The sequence below is a fragment of the Halorubrum trapanicum genome (assembly GCF_002355655.1).
Classification (GTDB): domain Archaea; phylum Halobacteriota; class Halobacteria; order Halobacteriales; family Haloferacaceae; genus Halorubrum; species Halorubrum trapanicum_A.
Genome location: NZ_AP017569.1, coordinates 1,017,930 through 1,035,093, shown reverse-complemented (window position 1 = coordinate 1,035,093; position 17,164 = coordinate 1,017,930). Strand labels below are relative to the sequence as shown.

The 17,164-nt window shown below is 70.9% G+C and carries 18 protein-coding genes; 4 read left to right on the top strand and 14 right to left on the bottom strand.

What is annotated here, in order from left to right:
• Positions 1-15 precede the first annotated feature (15 nt).
• A complete protein-coding gene (locus tag CPZ01_RS05065; RefSeq protein WP_096393725.1) occupies positions 16-648 on the bottom strand; it encodes a helix-hairpin-helix domain-containing protein in 633 nt (210 codons plus the stop codon).
• A gap of 104 nt (positions 649-752) precedes the next feature.
• Between CPZ01_RS05065 and CPZ01_RS05060 the strand changes: the two genes are divergently transcribed.
• Complete coding sequence (locus CPZ01_RS05060) at positions 753-1,211, top strand: transporter (protein WP_096393724.1); 459 nt, start codon at positions 753-755, stop codon at positions 1,209-1,211.
• 372 nt (positions 1,212-1,583) lie between these two features.
• Here CPZ01_RS05060 and CPZ01_RS05055 read toward each other — a convergent pair whose 3' ends face one another.
• The 3 genes from CPZ01_RS05055 to sppA form a co-directional block, all read right to left on the bottom strand.
• On the bottom strand, positions 1,584-2,408 hold the full coding sequence (locus tag CPZ01_RS05055; protein WP_096393723.1) for a shikimate dehydrogenase: 825 nt from the start codon (positions 2,406-2,408) through the stop codon (positions 1,584-1,586).
• Positions 2,409-2,484: 76 nt separating this feature from the next.
• On the bottom strand, positions 2,485-3,621 hold the full coding sequence (locus tag CPZ01_RS05050; protein ID WP_096393722.1) for a DUF373 family protein: 1,137 nt from the start codon (positions 3,619-3,621) through the stop codon (positions 2,485-2,487).
• 85 nt (positions 3,622-3,706) lie between these two features.
• Positions 3,707-4,642, bottom strand: a complete 936-nt coding sequence (gene sppA / locus CPZ01_RS05045; RefSeq protein ID WP_096393721.1) for a signal peptide peptidase SppA — start codon at positions 4,640-4,642, stop codon at positions 3,707-3,709.
• Between the two features lie 170 nt (positions 4,643-4,812).
• Between sppA and CPZ01_RS05040 the strand changes: the two genes are divergently transcribed.
• Entirely contained in the window at positions 4,813-6,147 is a 1,335-nt protein-coding gene (locus tag CPZ01_RS05040; protein ID WP_096393720.1) for an outer membrane protein assembly factor BamB family protein, read from the top strand.
• Between the two features lie 126 nt (positions 6,148-6,273).
• On the opposite strand, the gene CPZ01_RS05035 is transcribed toward CPZ01_RS05040, so the two are convergent.
• Positions 6,274-7,197, bottom strand: a complete 924-nt coding sequence (locus CPZ01_RS05035; protein WP_004596565.1) for a coiled-coil protein — start codon at positions 7,195-7,197, stop codon at positions 6,274-6,276.
• 261 nt (positions 7,198-7,458) lie between these two features.
• Complete coding sequence (locus CPZ01_RS05030; protein ID WP_096393719.1) at positions 7,459-8,136, bottom strand: 2,5-diamino-6-(ribosylamino)-4(3H)-pyrimidinone 5'-phosphate reductase; 678 nt, start codon at positions 8,134-8,136, stop codon at positions 7,459-7,461.
• Between the two features lie 117 nt (positions 8,137-8,253).
• Between CPZ01_RS05030 and CPZ01_RS15540 the strand changes: the two genes are divergently transcribed.
• Both CPZ01_RS15540 and CPZ01_RS05020 read left to right on the top strand, forming a co-directional pair.
• The gene (locus tag CPZ01_RS15540) at positions 8,254-8,379 is read left to right on the top strand and encodes a transporter (protein WP_197702923.1); all 126 of its coding nucleotides are present in this window, start codon (positions 8,254-8,256) and stop codon (positions 8,377-8,379) included.
• 39 nt (positions 8,380-8,418) lie between these two features.
• Entirely contained in the window at positions 8,419-8,838 is a 420-nt protein-coding gene (locus CPZ01_RS05020; RefSeq protein ID WP_096393717.1) for a VOC family protein, read from the top strand.
• Positions 8,839-8,872: 34 nt separating this feature from the next.
• Here CPZ01_RS05020 and CPZ01_RS05015 read toward each other — a convergent pair whose 3' ends face one another.
• From CPZ01_RS05015 to pyk, 8 genes are all read right to left on the bottom strand, one after another.
• Complete coding sequence (locus CPZ01_RS05015) at positions 8,873-9,082, bottom strand: hypothetical protein (RefSeq protein WP_096393716.1); 210 nt, start codon at positions 9,080-9,082, stop codon at positions 8,873-8,875.
• 71 nt (positions 9,083-9,153) lie between these two features.
• Entirely contained in the window at positions 9,154-11,286 is a 2,133-nt protein-coding gene (gene metG, locus CPZ01_RS05010) for a methionine--tRNA ligase (RefSeq protein WP_096393715.1), read from the bottom strand.
• A gap of 326 nt (positions 11,287-11,612) precedes the next feature.
• Positions 11,613-12,521 (bottom strand): thiamine-phosphate synthase family protein, encoded by a 909-nt coding sequence (locus CPZ01_RS05005; RefSeq protein ID WP_096393714.1) that lies wholly within the window; start codon positions 12,519-12,521, stop codon positions 11,613-11,615.
• Positions 12,518-13,141, bottom strand: coding sequence for a dCTP deaminase (gene dcd / locus CPZ01_RS05000; RefSeq protein ID WP_096393713.1), 624 nt, complete (start codon positions 13,139-13,141; stop codon positions 12,518-12,520). The genes CPZ01_RS05005 and dcd overlap by 4 nt, the downstream gene beginning before the upstream one ends.
• A 125-nt stretch (positions 13,142-13,266) precedes the next feature.
• A complete protein-coding gene (locus CPZ01_RS04995) occupies positions 13,267-14,010 on the bottom strand; it encodes a YIP1 family protein (RefSeq protein ID WP_096393712.1) in 744 nt (247 codons plus the stop codon).
• A gap of 80 nt (positions 14,011-14,090) precedes the next feature.
• On the bottom strand, positions 14,091-14,747 hold the full coding sequence (locus CPZ01_RS04990) for an NfeD family protein (protein WP_096393711.1): 657 nt from the start codon (positions 14,745-14,747) through the stop codon (positions 14,091-14,093).
• Between the two features lie 105 nt (positions 14,748-14,852).
• The gene (locus CPZ01_RS04985; RefSeq protein WP_096393710.1) at positions 14,853-15,140 is read right to left on the bottom strand and encodes a DUF7312 domain-containing protein; all 288 of its coding nucleotides are present in this window, start codon (positions 15,138-15,140) and stop codon (positions 14,853-14,855) included.
• 170 nt (positions 15,141-15,310) lie between these two features.
• Positions 15,311-17,068, bottom strand: a complete 1,758-nt coding sequence (gene pyk / locus CPZ01_RS04980; RefSeq protein WP_096393709.1) for a pyruvate kinase — start codon at positions 17,066-17,068, stop codon at positions 15,311-15,313.
• Positions 17,069-17,164: the final 96 nt, after the last annotated feature.

The following is a 17,164-nucleotide window of genomic DNA, read 5'->3' as shown; positions in this document are numbered from 1 at the left end:
GCGGTCGCCCGACCTTCAGAACTCGCTCGCGCGGTCGATCCACGTCGCGGCGCGGTTCTCGCCGACGCTCGTCCCCTCGGCCACCGTGGCGGCGTCCGCGTCGGCGAGGTCGCCGACCGTCTCGATGCCGATCTCCGCGAGGCGCTCGGCGTACGCCGGGCCGATCCCCTTGATCTCCTCGACGCTCGGGCCGCGGTCGTCGGCGTCGGTCTCGGTGGCGGCCTCGTCGGCGTCGGTCTCGGCGGCGGCCTCGTCCGCGCCCGTGGCCTCGTCGTCCTCGGCGTCGTCGATATCGGCCTCGTCGTCCTCGGCCGTCGCGGCTTCCGCCGGCTCGGCCGCCGTCTCGGCGGCGCTCGCGGCCGCCTCCTCGTCGACGAGCGACTCGGTCGAGGCGGCGGCCTCCGTCTCCGCGGCGACCGGCTCGTCGTCGTCCTCCTCTGCCTCGGACTCCTCCTCGTCCGCTGCGGCGGCCGCCGACCCGGTCTCGTCCGCCGGTTCGTCGTCCGCTTCGGGCGCCTCGGCGGCCGGCTCGGACTCGGCCGGCGGCTCCGATTCGCGCTCGACCGTCACTTCCGTCTCGCCGGACTCGCGCTCGCCCGAACCGCTCCCGAATCCGAGCTTCTCTTTGAGCTTCTGGAGTAGAGCCATTGCCGGCGGCTACACGTGCGAGATATTTAAAAACCGTCTCCGACGCAATCGACCGCCGTCACCGTCCCGCCGGTTTATAAGTGCGATCAGCCCGTTCCGGTGGTATGGACGTTCTCAACCCCGTGATGTGGTCGGTCCACGTCGGCTTCGCCGTCCTCTGGGTCGGCAGCGTGCTGTTCGTCACTCTCGCGGTCCTCCCGCCCGCGCTCCGCGGTGACATCGGCGGCGACGCGCTCGGCTCGGTCGTCGGCCGCCTGCGCTGGATCACCCGGATCGGCGCGGTCGCGTTCGTCGCCACCGGCGGGCACATGGCCGGGACGCTGTACACGTTCGAGGCGCTGACGGGGACGCCCCGCGGCCACCTCGTGTTGACGATGCTCGGCCTGTGGTTCGTCGGGACCGGGCTCGTCGAGGTCGCCGGCTCGAAGCTGGCGGAGGGGCTCGACGCCGGCAAGCTCCGCGAGCCAGCCCGCGACGCTAAACCCTTCCTCTACGGCGCGTCCGCCGTCTCCGTGGGGCTCATCGTCACCGCCGGGCTGCTCGCGAGCCCGGGATTGGTTTAAAAGGGCTTAGTTCGGGTAGTCGGTTCTTTTTAAGATGCCGTTGCTCGCTTATAAATAGCTGACAGCAGATCGGCGGTGAACACTTCCAAAGCCCCAGCCGTGAGGCGGGCGCACGCTCGCTGTGTTCCTCGGTCGCTCACTCCGTTCGCTCCCTGCGGTACTTGCTTCGCCTGCGCCCGCCTCACGGCTGCCCCTTTGAGTCCCGCCCCGCACCGCAACCGCACCGCACCTCATACCTCCCCAGCCTCGTCGCTGGCCCCTCCGCTTCGCTCCGGCGCCAGCGACTCCCTCGCGGACGGTTCGCGGCCGCCGGTGGCGGCCGCTCACCGGCGCGCCACTGTATCGTCTATTTATAAATAACTTGCCGCCGCGTCACTCCAACTCCGCGCGCAGCGCCGCGTTCATCGCGTCGACCGGCGCGTCCTCGTCCGTCCAGATCTCGAACGCCTCGACGCCCTGATACAGCAGCATCCACGCGCCGTCGACGGTCGTCGCGCCCGCGGCGGCGGCCTCCCGAAGCAGCCGGGTCTCGATCGGCGCGTACACCGCGTCGAGGACCGCGAGGTCGCCGTGGAGGTGCTCCGCGGGGACCGGGGTCTCCTCCGGCGCCTCCATCCCCACGCTCGTCGCGTTGACGAGCAGGTCGGCGGCCGCGACGCGGTCGCTCAGGTCGTCGAGGCCGCCGCCGGTCGCGTCCGGCACGTCCTCGGCCAGTTCGACCGCGCGCTCCGCGGTCCGGTTCGCGACGTGGACCGCCGCGCCCGCGTCGGCGAGCGCGAACGCCGCCGCCCGCCCCGCGCCGCCCGCGCCCACCACGAGCGCGTCGCGGCCGTCGACGGCGACGTCGTGGTGCGCGAGCGCCCGCGTCACCCCGGCGGCGTCGGTGTTGTGCCCGCGCGGGCGGTCGGCCTCGCCGGTCCGGACCGGTCCGTAATCGACCGTGTTGACCGCGCCGATGCGCTCGGCGAGCGGGGCGGGGTCGACCGCGCTCAGCGCGTCTCGCTTGAACGGCACCGTCACGTTGAGCCCCGCGACGCCGAGGTCGACCGCGCCCGCGATAGCCGCGGCCGCCGCGTCGGCGTCCGGCTCGAAGGTGACGTACCGGGCGTCGAGGCCGAGCGCCTCGTAGCCCGCCTCGTGCATCGGCGGCGACAGCGAGTGGCCGACCGGGTTCCCGATCAGTCCGTACACGTCCATGCCCGCTCACGCGGCCGCGACCGACAAAAGGCGGTCGGTCGGTGGTGGCCCCTCTCGTCTGTTTCCGACCGCGCTCTCACTCCCGCTGCCCTTCGGCGTCCCGCTCCGCGTCGATGACGTCTTCGAGGGTCTCGGTGCCGACGTCGCTGGCGACCTTGACGCCGACGAGCGACACGACGATGCCGCCGACGATGAACGCCGCGAGCTGCTGGACCGGCGTCATCGTCATCCCGTACACCGACAGCGGCTCGTGGATCGCCTCCTGCGCGAGGAAGTAGCCCGCGAACCCGCGGACGACGAGGGCGACCGCGCCGATGACGAACGGGAGGTTGAGGTACGGCGTCCGGATCCCCTCGTCGCGGATCAGCTCGTCGAGGAGTCGCCCCACAGCCGCGGTCACGCCCGCGACCGCGAACCACGGGACCGCCGCGTAGGCGAACTCCACGACCTCGACGAGCCGGGGCGATCCGGGGTTCAGGTCCGAGGCGGCGAGGAAGCCGAAGAAGCCGCCGACGAGGGCGAGCCCGCCCGCGACGACGTACGTCACGACCGACACCTGCCCGGCGTACAGCGCCTCGCGGACGCGCTCCGGCATCCCCGCCACGAACCGGTCGATCGCGAGGCCTTTATAAAGGAGCGCGGCGCCGAGCAGGCCGGCGACGCCGGCGATCGCCTCGCCGGCGGAGAACCAGGCGAACAGCGCGGGGACTAGGAGGAGCGCGACGCCGAACGGCACGAGGATCGTCGAGCGAAGCTGCTCGTCGGCGAGGAACTGCTTGAGCAGGTAGTAGGTGGACTCGATGTCGCGGGCCTGTCGGACGACGACGCGGTCGACGGAGTCGACCGGGATCCGCGACTCGACGACGGGGAGGACGCGCTCGTCCTCGGCGGAGTCGACGACGACGATCGCGGCCCGCGGGTCGTACCGGTCCACGAGGTCGTCGAGCTGGGAGGCGATAGAGCGGTCGGCGCCGACCGCCGTGTCGCTCTCGGCGGAGACGACCGCCACGACCGACTCCTCGCGCTCGTCCCTGAGGTCGCGGGCGACGCGCAGCGACTCCAGCAGGCAGTTCACGCTGGCGTCCTCGGGGTCGTCCAGCCCGGCGTCCGTGACCAGCGACCGGACGGCCTCCCAGCCGGCGACCGGCATCGGGACGTTGGTGGCGCGACCGATCGCTCCGGACCGGTCGACGCAGATGACCAGCGTCGTCACGTGTCGTCCCACACCGCGACCGGACAAAAATCCTCCCCGTCTCCGGCCGCGCGGCGTTCCGCGCTCGCGGACCCGCTTCCGCCCGTTATCGGAACTCCACGTCGATGTCGCCGCCGTCGTCGACGAAGGCGTCCGAGACGCCGCTCCCGGCCGCGAACGCGACGCGCTCGGCGCCGATACCGAGCCGCTCGGCGAGCCCGCGCTCGGGGGTGAACTCCTTGACCTCCGGCTCGGCCCCGAGCAGGTCGGCGAGCCGGTCCTCGACGTCGTCCTCGGTGCCCAGCTCGTCGACGAGCCCCAGCTCCGCGGCGTCGTCGCCGAGGTACACGCGCGCCTCGGTCTCCCGGATCGCCTCGGGGTCCATGTCGCGCCCCTCGCTCACCGTCTCGACGAACTGCTCGTAGTAGCCGTCGATGATCCCCTGGAGGTACTCGCGCTCGTCCTCCTCGATCTCCTTCAGCGGGACGCCGGCGTCCTTGTACTCGCCCGCCGTGAACTGCTCGTAGGAGATGCCGAGCTTGTCCGCGAGCCCCTTCGCGTTCGGGCGGGAGCCGACGACGCCGATGGAGCCGACGAGGCTCGCCTCGCGCGCCCACAGCTCGTCGCAGCCGCTCGCGATCCAGTAACCGCCGGACGCGCAGGTGTCGGTCGCGTACGCCACCGTCGGCCCGTCGAAGTCGGCGGCGGCCCGCCGGATGTCGTCGCTCGGGACGACCTCCCCGCCGGGGGTGTTGAGCTCGACGAGCAGCGCCTCGACGTCCTCGTCCTCGTCGGCCGCCTCGATCTGTTCGACCACGTCGTCGGCGGTCGCGCCGCTCGGGCCCGACAGCGGCGAGGGTCGCCCCTGACGCCGCCGGATCGGCCCCGACACGGTCACCTTCGCGGTGTTGTACTCGTCCGCGTCACCGAACCGCCCGCCGGTGAGCCGCCCGAGGAGCGCGCGGCCCGCGATCGTCGTCGCCGCGCCCACCGCGGCGGCCGCGAGCAGCCCCTTCCGTCCGTTCGTCGGCGCGTCGTCCATACCGGCGGTAGGGAACGCGGACGGTTATATACTGGCGTTGTGGAAATCGGCGGCGGCGGAGTGCGCTGACGGATCCGACGCAGACACCGCGGCCGCCGTTCCATCGAACGGTTGTTCCGCGCCGTTCCGAACTGGGCGTTTTATTTTGGACGACGTGGTACCGGTCAGCGATGAGCGACGGGCAACGGTCATCCCCGGGGACCGAACGGTGGCGCTTCGAGGCCGACCGCTGGGACACCTGTTGGCCGACGGTGAGGGACGGAACGGTGTACGTCGGGAGCACCGACGGGACCGTGTACGCGGTGGACGCGGCCGACGGGTCGGCACGGTGGCGCTTCGAGACTCAGGGGCACTTCGCCACGACGCCGGTCGTAGCGGGCGAAACGGTATACGTCGGGCACCGGTCGGGAGGTCTGTATGCGATAGACACGAAACACGGGACCGAACGGTGGCGCTTCGACGGTGGAAAACGGCCGATCGTGGCGGACGCGACCGTGTACACCGGCGGCCGTACGGACGGGTGTCTGTACGCGCTCGACGCCGCGACCGGAGACGAACGGTGGCGTTTCGAGACCGACGGGTACGTCCAACGGTCGGTGAGAACGGCCGACGGGACCGTCTACGTCGGAAGCCACGACGGCAGCCTGTACGCCCTGAACGCGACCAGCGGGATCGAACGGTGGGGCTTCGAGACCGGAGACCTGATCCGGAGTCCGCCGGTGGTCGCGGAGTCGACGATATACGTCAAGAGCGGCGACGGGAATCTGTACGCGGTAGACGCGAACGACGGGACCGAGAAGTGGCGCTTCGCGGTCGGAGTCGGGGACGCTCCATCGGCGGTAACGGGATCGACGGCGTACGTCGGGGGCGGCGACGGAACCGTGTACGCGGTGGACGCGAGAGACGGGATCGAACAGTGGCGGTTCGAAACCGAGGGGGAGTTCCGCTTTTCTCCCGTCGTGGTCGATTCGACGGTGTACGTCGCGAGCAGCGACGGGACCGTGTATGCGGTGGACGCGAACAGCGGGACCGAACGCTGGCGCTTCGCTGTCGGAGGAGAGATCCAAACCGCACCGACCGTGGCGGATTCGAGCCTGTTCGTCGGCGGCCACGGCGGGATCGTGTGTGCGGTGGACGCGAACGACGGGACCGAGGAGTGGCGTTTCGAGGCCAGCGCCGGGGACTGGTCCGTGGCGACGCTGACGGACTCGACGGTATTCTTCGGGAACTATAACGGGAACGTGTACGCCGTAGCCCGGACCGAAACGGGCCGCTCCGGCGCCATAGAGGTGAGGGACCGATCGGACCGGACGGGGGACGTGGAGCCGGCTGAGATGCAGGCCGGGAGCTGCGAGAGCTGTGGTGCGGATCTGCCCGCGTCCGGCGAGTCGGAGTTCTGCCCGTCGTGTGGAGTCCACCGGACGTGTCGAAACTGCGGGATGAACTTCGCCGAACGCGGGCTCGACGACCCGGCGTACTGCCCGGAGTGCGGGGCCGAGCAGTAATCGCACCTCGGCCTATATTCCCGGCGCCGTCGGTCGTCACGGCCGGTCCTTCCGCTTGACGGGGGCGACGCTGTCGACCGAGAAAAACCGCAGAAAACCGCGTCGGAACCGGGGGAATCGACCGACTTACAGGAGGCCGGTCTTCTGGAGCTTCATCAGGTCCTCGGTGTCGAGCGTCTCGCCCTCCTTGAACTTCTGATAGATCTCTTCGGCCTCTTCCTTCTCTTCCTCGCGCTTCTCGGCGCGCTCGTCCTGCCGCTCTTCCTCCTCCTTCTTGTCGAGCTCGCGCAGGCGCTTCTGGACGCGGACGAAGTCCTCGTGGTGGCGGTCGGCCGCCTCCTGGGCCTCGACGAACAGCTCGTGCATCTCGTCGGCCTCGTCGCGGATGTCGTCGGCCTCGCGGTAGGCCTCGATCATCTGGTTGTGGTGCTCCTGGGCCTTGTCCGCGAGCTCCGTCACCTTCTGGTGGTGCTGGGACGCCTCGGAGCGGACCTCCTCGGCCTCCTCGACGAGCTCGTCGAGCTCGCTCGTGTCGTCGACCTTCTCCTTCTTCTCGGCGAGCTTCTCGCGTTTGTCGTCGATCTTCTCGATCAGCTCGCGCTCGTCCTCCGCGTCGAGCACTTCGGTCTGCTGGCGGAACTCGAGGTCCTCGATCTCCTCTTCAAGCTCCTCGATGGACTTCCCGGAGCCGAGCTCGAGGTCCTGTTTGAGCTCCTCGACCTCGTCGAACAGCTCGTTGGCCTCGGCGTTGAGCTCGTTGCGCTTGTCCTTGTGTTCCTGGACCTGCTCGTTGAGCTCGTCGCGCTGCTCGCGGTGTTCCTGGGCCTCGTCGACCTTCTCGCGCGTCTTCGCGTTGAGGTCGTCGCGCTTGGAGGCGCGCTCGGACGCCATCTGGTTCAGCTCGTTGCGTCGGTCTCGCAGCTGGCCGGCGCGTTTGATGAGCTGACCCTTGGAGCCGTTCTCCAAGTCGTCCTCAGAAAGGTCCACGTTGTCCGCCTCGTCCATCGGTTCCACGTCGTACTGCTCGATGACTTCTTCTTTCGTTACCATTTGTTATCTCTCCATCACCGCTCCGGCGATAGCGGACGCTCGCTGTGGTGCGTCGGGCCGTCTGCAAGAACTCCCGTTCATTTCAGCGTGCGATTCCACCAGCGCCAGAGGCGTTCTGGTACCCGCAACTACCCCCGGGCGATACATAAATACTTCGGTGATTTTCGTGTACACCGGTGTCACGGAGCGTGTAACGGCCGATTTCCGTGGTTACGGTTCACACGGTCGTCGGCCGCGGCCCGCCTCTCTCGCCGTCCGTCGTCACGATCCGTCCTCCTCGTCGACCGCGTACGAGAGGACGACGCCGTCGTCGAGCCGCTCCGTCCCCGTGAGCGTCAGGTCGGGGAACTCCTCGGTGAACCCCGCGCCGTCCGCCAGCGTGGGCGCGTCGCGGCCGCCGATCACGAGCGAGCCGACGTAGACGTGGAGCTCGTCGACGACGCCGGCCTCGAAGCAGGAGAAGATCACCTCGCCGCCGCCCTCCACCATCAGGCGGTCGACGCCGCGGTCGGCGAGCCGATCGAGCCCCTCGGCGACGTCGACGCGCTCCTCGCCGGCCACGATCACCTCCGCCCCGGCGTCGGTGAGCGTCTCCCGCCGCTCCCGGTCGGTCGCGGCCGACACGAGCAGGTACGTCGTCGCCGCGTCGTCGAGGATCCGCGCGTCGGTCGGCGTGCGCCCGGTGGAGTCGACAACGACGCGGGCGGGGTCGCCCGACCGCCCGTTCCGCAGGCGCTCGACGCGGCGGTCCTCCTCGTCGAGCGTGAGGTGCGGGTCGTCCGCGAGGACCGTCCCGACGCCCACGAGCACCGCGTCAGCGGCCGCCCGGACGCGGTCGACCCGGTCGAAGTCCTCTGATCCGGAGATCCGGAGCTGCTCCCGGCGGCGGGTGGCGAGCTTCCCGTCGACGCTCTGGGCCGCGTTGACGACCACGTGCATACGCGAGGGTCGTCCGGACGCGGAATGGTCGTTTCGGTCGGGGAGGTCTGCGCGACCTTCGACCGCGGCGGTCGCCCCGACCCAAAGCGTATCCGGCGCGAGGCCGAACCGGACCCAATGAGAACCTCGACGATCGTGGTCCTGATCGGCGTCGCCCTGTTCCTCCTCCCGATCCCGGGCACGTTCATCCTCGGCGCGCTGGTCGTGCTCGCCGGGCTCGCCGCCCGCCTGTTCGGGCTCTGACCCGACACGGTTTCCCGGGAGCCGACCGTCCGACCGGCCGTGTCCGACCCAACCGCGCACCACGTCGGCGTCACCGTCGCCGACCTCGACCGCGCCGTCGAGTTCTACGCCGAGACGTTCGACCTCGACGTCGTCGCCGAGTTCTCGGTCGGCGGCGACGCCTTCGCCGAGGCGGTCGCCGTCGAGGGCGCCGCGGCGGAGTTCGCTCATCTCGACGCCGACGGCGTCCGCCTCGAACTCGTCGCGTACGATCCGGACGGCAGCCCGGCCGCCGAGCCCGAGCTGAACCGGCCCGGCGCGACCCACTTCGGGCTCACCGTCGACGACGTCGAAGCGTTCTACGCCGACCTCAGGGACGACGTCGAGACGCTGAGTCCGCCGCGGACGACCGAGAGCGGGACGACCGTCCTGTTCGTTCGCGACCCGGAGGGGAACCTGATCGAGGTGCTCGACGCCTGAGGACAGTTCCGGACCGCGCGGACCGTGCGCCGGCCTATCCCGCCATCGACTCGCGCAGCACGAGCAGCGACGTCGGGACGCTCGCGGCGACGAGTCCGTAGACGCCGCCGAGGATCGGTTCGACGCCGAACTCGGGACCGAGCAGGTAGCCGGCGCCGAAGCCGATCGGATCGAACACCAGCGCGAGGACGACGATCTGTGCTTGGAACGACAGCGCCTCGAACCAGCGGGGAAGGAGGGCCATTGCGGTCCCGCGTTCAACGGTCAGTCAAATAAAACTTCGAGAAACCGCGCCGCGGTCTGCCGCGGTTCGGGCTACTTCACCTTCGTACCCGGTTCGGCGTCCTCGTAGGTGGTGAGGAGGTCGGCCTCCTCGCCGGCCGCGAGGACCATGCCGTTCGACTCGACGCCGAACAGCTCCGCCGTCTCCATGTTCGCGAGCACGATAACCTTCGTGTCGGGCAGGCCGTCGACGTCGTGGAGCTGCTTGAGCCCCGCGACGATCGTCCGGATCTCCGCGCCCAGATCGACCGTGAGCTTCACGAGGTCGTCGGCGCCCTCGATTCCCTCGGCCGCTTCGATCCGCCCCACGCGGATGTCCAGTTCCTGGAACTCGTCGAAGCTGATGCGGTCGTCGCTGAGGGGTTCGATATCGGTCACGTCGGTGTCGTCGGTGTCGGTTTCGTTGTCGTCGCTCTCTTCGTCCGTCTCGTCGCCCTCACTCCCGTCGCCGTCGTCGCTCTCCGACTCGGCGACGCGCGCTTCGAGCTTCTCGTTCAAGGACTCGACGCGCTCGTCTTCGACCTGCTCGAACAGCTCGGTCGGCTCGCTCAGGTCGCCGGCGGGCCCCTCGCGTGCGGCCTCGACCGTCGCGTCGTGGACGGTGCCGGGCTCGCCGAGCTGGTCCCAGAGGCGCTCGCTCTTCTCGGGGGCCAGCGGCTCGAAGAGGACCGCGATCGCCTTCGCGAGCGCGACGCAGTCGTAGATGACCTGCTCCGCTTCCGCGGGCTCCTCGTCGACGAGCTTCCACGGCTCGTTGCGCTGGATGTACTCGTTGCCGAACCGCGCGAGGTCGGTGACGGCGTCGCCGAGCGCGCGGACGGAGTAGTCGTTGACCGCGGCGGCGAACTCCTCGACCGCCTCGTCGATCCGCGCCGCCACCTCGTCGCTCGGGGCGTCGGCGTCGGGGCCGTCCTCGTAGTTGCGGTGGGCGAACAGCAGGGAGCGGTAGAGGAAGTTGCCGACGGTCCCCACCAGCTCGGTGTTGACGCGCTCGGCGAACTTCTCCCACGAGAAGTCCACGTCCTGCTGGAACCCGCCGTTGGTCGCGAGGTAGTAGCGCAGCGGGTCCGGGTGGAACCCCTCGTCGAGGTACTCGTCGGCCCAGACCGCGCGGTCGCGGCTCGTGGAGAACCCCTTGCCGTCGAGGGTGACGAAGCCGGACGCCAATACCGCGCGCGGCTCCGCGTGGTCGGTCGCCTCCAGCATCGCGGGCCAGAAGATCGTGTGGTGCTGGATGATGTCGCGGCCGATCACGTGGACGATCTCGCCGCCCTCCGGATGCTCGTCGCTGACGCCCTCCTTCCACGCCGTCTCCCAGTCGAACGCGTCGGCGCCGACGCGCTCGGAGTACTGCTTCGTCGAGGAGATGTACTCGATCGGGGCGTCGACCCAGACGTAGAGGACCAAATCCTCCGGGTTCTCTCCGGGGTAGTCGACCCCCCAGTCCATGTCGCGGGTGATACACCAGTCCTGAAGCCCCTGTTCGATCCACTCGCGGGGCTGGTTGCGGGCGTTCGAGGTGCCTTCGAGGCGGTCGAGGAAGTCGGAGAGGTAGTCGGCGAACTCGGAGACCGCGAAGAACTTGTGGGTGCGCTCGCGGTACTCCGCGGGGTTGCCGGTGATCGTCGACTCGGGGTCCTCCACTTCTCCGGGTTCGAGGTGGCGCTGGCACCCCTCGTCGCACTCGTCGCCGCGGGCGTGCGCGCCGCAGTACGGGCAGGTCCCCTCGACGTACCGGTCGGGGAGGTACTGGTCGTCGACGGGGTCGTACGCCACCATGATCTCCTTCTCGTAGAGGTGGCCCGCCTCGTCGAGGTCGCGGACGAGCTCCCGGGTGATCTCGGTGTTCGTCTCGTCGTGGGTGTGGCCGTAGTTGTCGAAGTCGACGTTGAACTTCGGGAACGTCTCGGCGTACTGCTCGTGCCAGTCGAGCGCGAACTCCTCGGGCGAGACGCCAGCCTGCTCGGCGTTGACCGCGACCGGCGTCCCGTGCATGTCGGAGCCGGAGACGAACGCGGTCTCCTGGCCGAGTCGTTCGAGTGCGCGGCTGTACACGTCGCCGCCGACGTAGGTGCGGAGGTGGCCGATGTGGAGGTCGCCGTTGGCGTACGGCAGTCCACAGGTCACCACCGCGGGCGCGTCGGTGGGGAAGTCGTCGTGGCTCATGTGATGTGTGTCGTGTGTCGGTCGATCGGGTCTAAAGCCCGCTGGTTCGGGGCCGACGAGGATCGCGCAGGTCGCGAGGAGGTTTGCGCGGTCCGCGAGGCTGTCGACGGCCCGGGCGCTGCGGAGAGGCGACGGGATTCGCCGCCGCGGCGGCGTCGACCGCGTTACCGGTCGGCGACGACGCGACGGGTCCGCCCGTCGCTAGGAGGAGCGCATCCGCATCCCGGGCCGTCGGATCCGAGTCACACCCCTCGATTCGTGCGGTCCGGTCTAAAAAGCGTCGGCGGCGGTCGGTCCGCGGCGGGCCGCGGGCGGCCCGCACCGGCTCACAACAGTTCGCGGACGATCCGCGCGGCCTCGGCCGCGGTCGGCGCGAGGACGTAGACGATCGGTTCGACGCCGACCGCGCCGGTCTGGTAGGCCACGAGCGTCTCCGAACCGGCCGGGCGGTCGGCCGCCGCGACCGCGTCGGCGACGGCCTCGCGGGTCGGTCGCTCCGCGTCGAACTCGACGGTCGGGTGATCGGCCGCGAGCGCCTCGACGGTCCCCGGGTCGTACCGGAGATTGACCGCGCCGCGGACGTCCGCGCCCGCCTCGCGCGCCGCGAGCAGCACCGTCGCGACGTGTTCGCTCACGCCGAACTCCGGCTCGCCGGGCACCATCGCCCGGCCCTTCACGTCGACGAGCCGGCCGGGGACCGCCGCGACGTCGTCGACGGTGGCCGCGTCGGCGAGACACTCGGCGACGTTCGCGCCGACGTTCGGGATGAGCCCGGCGAACCCGGAGGCGTTCGTCAGGGTCCGGAGCCCGCGCCGGACCGAGGTGAGGACGCGCTCGCGCTCGCGGAGGCCGCTGTCCGGGTCGTGGACCGAGAACTCCACGTCGGCGTCGGCGAGCGCGGGCATGGCCGCCTCGTGGAGGTCCGCGAGGAGGTCTCCCTCCTCCAGCTGGCGGATCAGCACCTCGATCTCGACGAGCGCCGCCACGGGCGTGAGGTCGCCGCTCGCGAGCCCCTCGCCCACGCGCTCGACGAGGTCGCGCACGCGCTCGTCGCCGACGATCCGCTCGTGTCTCGCCACGTCGCCGGCGGCGTACTTCGAGACCGCGGACTGCGAGATGCCGAGCGCGTCGGCGACCTCCGACTGCGTGAACCCGCGGTCGCGGAGGTCCTCGGCGAGCATCGAGCGGACGGTCGGCAGGAACTCGTCGACGACGACCTCCTCGATGAACCTCATCGCTCTCCGCCCTCCGAGCCCGCCGCCCGGTCGCCATCCTCGCCCGCGAACTCGGGGTCGTCGCCGATCCGCGACGCCTGCGGCCCGTCCTGTCCCTGGTACTTCGAGCCGCGTTCGGCGCCGTACGGGCGCTCTGCGGGCCGCTTCAGCTCCGTGAAGGTGAGCTGCGAGACGCGCATGCCCGGCGACAGCGCCACGGGGGCGGTGCCGAGGTTCGACAATTCGAGGGTGATCTGGCCCTCGTAGCCGGGGTCGCACAGACCGGCTGTTGCATGGACCACGATCGCGAGCCGCCCGAGCGAGGAGCGCCCCTCGACGTGCGCGACGAGGTCGTCGGGGATCGCGACGCGCTCGGCGGTCGTCCCGAGCACGAAGTCGCCGGGGTGGAGGATGAACTCGTCGCCCTCGTCGACGGTCGTCTCGATGACGTACTCGCCCACCTCGCCCGCGTCGGTGGGGTGGATACAGGGGATGTTGGTGCGCTGGAACTCCAGGAACCGCTCGCCGAGCCGCAGGTCCACGCTCGCGGGCTGGACCTGCTGGTCGACGTCGTCGAGCGGCTCGATCGCGAGGTCGCCCTCGGCGAGCCGGTCGAGGATGTCGGCGTCGGACAGGATCATACCGAGACGGGGAGCGCCGGCGGCTTAAAAACTCCCGAATCCGCGGTCGCGAGCGCCCGGGCGGCGTCGGCGAGGCGCTCGGCGCCTCCGGTCGCGACCAGTCTGGCGGGAGGCTCGGCGGGCGGTCAGATCGCCGCGAGCAGCAGCGCGACGACGGCGAAGAACGTCGTCACCCCCGCCGCGGCCCCGCGGCCGAGGTCGTACTCGGCCTCCAGCCCGCCGACGACGATCACCCACTGGACCGCGATCGCGACCGCGGACGCCACGAGCAGCGGGCCGGTCGCGCCCGTGATCGCGGCGACGACGTCGCTCGCCACCGCCTCGCCGGTCGACCCGGATATCGCCGCGTTCGAGAGCGTGTACCAGATCGCCGCGAGGCCGGCGGCGAGCCGGAGCAGTTCGGCGCCGATCGCCCAGCCGGCGATCACGAATGAGTCGCCGACGGAGCCGGAGCCGCCCGCGACGCGCGCCCCGACGTGGAGCGCGACCGCGAACAGCGCCCACCAGAGCGGGACGCCGAACAGCCCGTAATGGACGAGTCCCGTCGCGGCGTCGCGGAGCTCCTCCCCCGCGTCGACCTCGGTCCGCGCCGGCTCGTCGCACTCCTCGGCGAAGACCGAATCCGAGTCGTCGCCGAACGCCTCGCAGGTCGACTCCAGGGGGCGGTCCGGGTTGTCGACGGTGATCTGCTGGTCGACGGTCGCGTCGAACACGGCCCCGAGCGCGAGGATCCCGACGCTGGTGCCGATCGTGACGACCACGACGAGCGCGACCGCGACCCCGCCGGCGCGGGGGGAGTCGAAGGCGTCGCGGACGCGGTCGATGAGGCTACCGGGCAGGCTCGCGAGAGCGGAGAGCGGGGAGGGCATCGCCGGGGAATCGGCGGCGACGGACAAGTGCTTTTCCGGTCGCGGTTCGGGCGGGGGAGCGGCGTTTCCGCCGGGGCGCCTCACTCCCGGTCGAACTCCGGCTCCCGTTCCGCGTCGGTCTCCGGCTCCGCGCCGTCTCCTTCCGCCTCGCTCGCGGCGGTCTCATCCGCGTCGGCGTCGCTCGCGGCCGCCTTCCGCGCGCGGTCGGCCGCCAGCTCGCGATCGATGTCGTCCTCGACGTACCCGGTCGACTCCACGGTGACGACGTTGCCGCCGCCGGGGTCGACCACCATCACCTCCTCGCCCTCGTCGATCTCGCCGTCCATCGAGCGCGCGGAGTAGTGGGGGTTGAACCCGCCGCCGGAGAGCTTCACCTCGCCGCCCGTGGGGGTCACCCGCTCCGTGACCGTCCCCGTCTTCCCCTTCAGCGAGTCGCTGTCGCTGGTCTGCTGCTGCCCTTTTCCGCCGTAGAGGTCGAACTCGTGGTAGCCGTAGAACGCGGCGGCGCCGAAGGCGAGCGTCAGGAGCGCCATGAGCAGCGTGAGGAGGGCGCCGGCGACGCCGAGCGAACTCAACACGAGCCCGCCGAGCCCCGCGCCGATGAGCGCGATGCCGACGACGATGAAGTTCGCTCCCGGGGCGAGCGCCTCCGCCATCGAGAGCAGCAGCCCCGCGGTCAAAAGCAGGAGCGGGAGGGTGTCCGGCGAGAGGAGCCCGGACTGTGCGAGCGCGTTCATGTTCGGTCCTACGGCCGCGGCCTGATAAGTGGTGCGCGCGCCCGCGGCGTCGGTCGGGTCGGCCGCCGTCGGTGCGGGTTCGCGCCCGAGCGGCGACGGTCGCGTTCAGAACCCGACCAGCAGGACGCCGACCGTGAGCGCGACGCCGAGGACGACGAAGACCGCGTGTTCGAGGGTGACGTCGCCCGGCTCTATCGGCTCGTCCGCCGGCGTGGCGGTGTCCTCGGTGACCCCGTCCGGGCCGACGTCGTCGACCGCGAAGCGCCACTCGCGCCCGTCGTCCGCGCTCTCGTCGCCGGCGTCGTTGGCCCGGCTCCGCTCGCCGAACTCCGCCGACTCCGAGGCGTCGGCGGAGTCCCGGTCGCGGGCCTCGTCGCCGGATTCGTCGCTCATGGTCGGACGTACGCGACTCCGTAATAAATGGCTGGCGGGCGCGGGCGGTCGGGTCGGATGGGGCGGTCTGGTCGGGTGAGACGGTCGGGTCGGGTGAGACGGTCGGGTCGGGTGAGACGGTCGGGTCGGGTGGGATGGTCGGAGCGGTCGGTGCGTTCGGGTCGGGCGACCTACCGATCTCGGGCCGCCCGGAGCACGTCGCCGTCGTAGACGACGCCGCGCTCGCCGTCGACGGTCACCGTGGTGCCGTCCGCGACGGACTCGGGCAGGCCGGCGCCCGAGACCATCGGGACGCCGAGCTCGCGGGCGACGACGGCGGGGTAGCCGGTCATCCCCTCGCGGGCGTCGATGATGCCGGCGATCCGGTCGAGGTCGCCGGAGAACTCGCCGTCGAAGTCGGCGCCGAGCGCGACGACGCAGCCGTCCGGCAGCGCGTCGAGGTCGCCGTCTTCGGTCCGGTGAACGGGGGCGGCGACGCGGCCGGCGACGACCGCCTTCCCGGTCACGACCGTCTCGGCGGCGACGTGGACCTTCAGGGTGTTCGTCGTGTTCGTCCCCTCGAACTCGGTGAGCATGCCGGAGAGGACCACGAGGGTGTCGCCGGACCTGGCGCCGCCGCGGTCGAGCGCGGCGTCGACCGCGTTGTCGAGGATCCCCTCCATGTCGTCGGCGTACTCGGTCAGGACGGGGCGGACGCCCCACGAGAGCGCGAGCTGGCGGCGGGCACGGTCGTTCGGCGTCGTCGCGACGACCGGGACGCCCGGCCGGAACATGGCCGTCTTGCGCGCGGTGAAGCCGGACTCGGAGACGGCGACGACGGTCGACGCGCCGATGTCGCGCGCGAGGTAGCGCGCCGACCGCGCCAGCGCCTCCGTGCGCGAGCCCTCCTCCGCGGTCGGGACGCGCTGCTCGCGCGTCTCCGCGTACTCGTCGCTGGCCTCGATCTGCCGGACGATCCGGTCCATCGTCTCCACGACGTTGACGGGGTCCTCGCCGACGGCGGTCTCGCCCGACAGCATCACGGCGTCGGTGCCGTCGAGGACGGCGTTGGCCACGTCGGACGCCTCCGCGCGGGTCGGTCGCCGCGAGGAGACCATCGAGTCGAGCATCTCCGTCGCGGTGATGACGGGGACGCCCTCGTTGACGCAGGTCCGGATGATGCGCTTCTGGATCACGGGCACGTCCTCTAAGGGACACTCGACGCCGAGGTCGCCGCGGGCGACCATCACGCCGTCGGCGGCGTCGACGATCCCCTCCAGGTTCTCGACCGCCCCGGCGCGCTCGATCTTCGCGACGATCGGGATGTCGGCGCCGCCGCGGGCCTCCAGCTCGTCGGCGATCTGGTACACGTCGTCGGCGTCGCGCACGAACGAGGCGGCGACGAAGTCCGCGTTCGTCCGGGCCGCGAGGTCGAGCTCCGCCTCGTCCTCGGGCGTGATCAGGTCGACGTCGATGGCGACGCCGGGGAGGTTCACGCCCTTCCGCGAGCCGAGCTTCCCGCCGGAGACGACCGTCGCGACCACGGACTCGCCGTCGACGCGCTCGACGCGGCACTCGATCCGGCCGTCGTCCAGCAGGATCGTGTCGCCCGGTTCGGCGGCCCCGATCGAGTGGGTGAGGCCGACGCGATCGGGGGTCGCGTCGTCCCCCTCGGCGAAGGTGACCTCCGACCCCGTCGCGAGCGAGATCGGCTCGTCGATCTCGGCGGTGCGGACCTCCGGCCCTTTCAGGTCGACCATCACCGCGAGCGGGTCGTCGATCTCCTCGTCGACCTCGCGAGCGCGCTCGATCACCGTCTCCCGGTGGTCGGTCGTTCCGTGGCTGGCGTTGAGCCGGACGACGGACATCCCCGCGTCGGCGAGGCCGCGGATCGTGTCCCGGTCGTCCGAGGCGGGACCGATCGTACAGACGATCTTGGCGTTTCGCATGTCGCCGGGTTCGACGTAGCGCCGGAAAAAGGCACCCGGTTGCGTCGCTCCCGAGTAAACGTTCGTGAAGGACGGTCGTGTCGCGGGTTCAGGCTC